A 912-nucleotide genomic window follows, 5' to 3' on the forward strand; every position below is an offset into this window, starting at 1 on the left:
AGGGTGAGCCAGTCCTGCTCGGCGACCCAGGCCCGCATGGCCCGGCTCCAGTGAGCCGACAGGCCGTCCCAGACCAGGACCACCCGCTCCCCGCGGTAGAACACCTTCATCTGCTCCAGGACCTCGATGAGAGCGGGAGTGTCGTAGCTGCCGGGTTTGAGGTGGAAGCACGGGCGAGGACCTTGATCGGGGTCGGCGGCGTGACAGCCGAGGGCCCCGGCCATCGAGGCGCGTTTCCAGTCCAGCCGGTGCCGCAGGAGCGGGGTGCGGCCGCGGGGCGCGTAGGTGCGGCGGACCTGCGGCGGCAGCGACACTCCCGACTCGTCGAGGAAGACGATCCAGGCACGCGTGTTCACCGCCCCTTTTTGATCCGCGGCCACTCGTGCGCGACCCAGCGGGCGCTCTCGGCCTCGTCGCGCTCGACCGCCCGCCGTTCGGGTCGCTGCAGGCTCCCCCCGAGCCGGCCCGTCGGCAGCCGCCACACCCACGCCCTCGACAGCCTCACCCCCGTCACCCGTTCGACCACCAGGCCGACCCGCTCCAAGGTCCACAGGTCGGCCTCGAGACCATGGGCCTGGGCGCCTTGTTCCAGCGCGGTCCGCACCCGCTCGACCTGGGCGTCGTCCAGCTTGGGCGGGCGCCCGGTGGCCGGGCGACGGCGCAACCCGTCGGCGCCGCCCTCCTCCCAGACCCGCCTCCACCGCCGCACGCTCTCCTCGCTGACCCCCGGCATCCGCGCGATCTCTACACCCGAACGTCCCTGACCGGACAACTCGGCCGCCCGCACACGCCGGGCCCCGGCCAACCGCGGCCGCGTCAAAGGAGGAACCACGGGCGAAGGCTTGAAAGGCACGCCATCAGGATCCCCTCAGCGACTCCACCGCACCCACGGAACTAACGAAAAGATCAGTA

The 912-nt window shown here is 72.0% G+C and carries 2 protein-coding genes; both read right to left on the reverse strand.

Features of this window, described 5'->3' with window-relative positions; translation table 11 throughout:
* The coding region (locus tag K7G60_RS38590; protein ID WP_225805629.1) for a transposase at positions 1-356 on the reverse strand (356 nt) is incomplete at its 3' end.
* Positions 353-853, reverse strand: coding sequence for a helix-turn-helix domain-containing protein (locus tag K7G60_RS38595; RefSeq protein ID WP_374115753.1), 501 nt, complete (start codon positions 851-853; stop codon positions 353-355). The genes K7G60_RS38590 and K7G60_RS38595, both read right to left, overlap by 4 nt.
* Positions 854-912 lie beyond the last annotated feature (59 nt).

This window comes from Streptomyces sp. NK15101 (assembly GCF_020400725.1).
Taxonomy (GTDB): domain Bacteria; phylum Actinomycetota; class Actinomycetes; order Streptomycetales; family Streptomycetaceae; genus Streptomyces.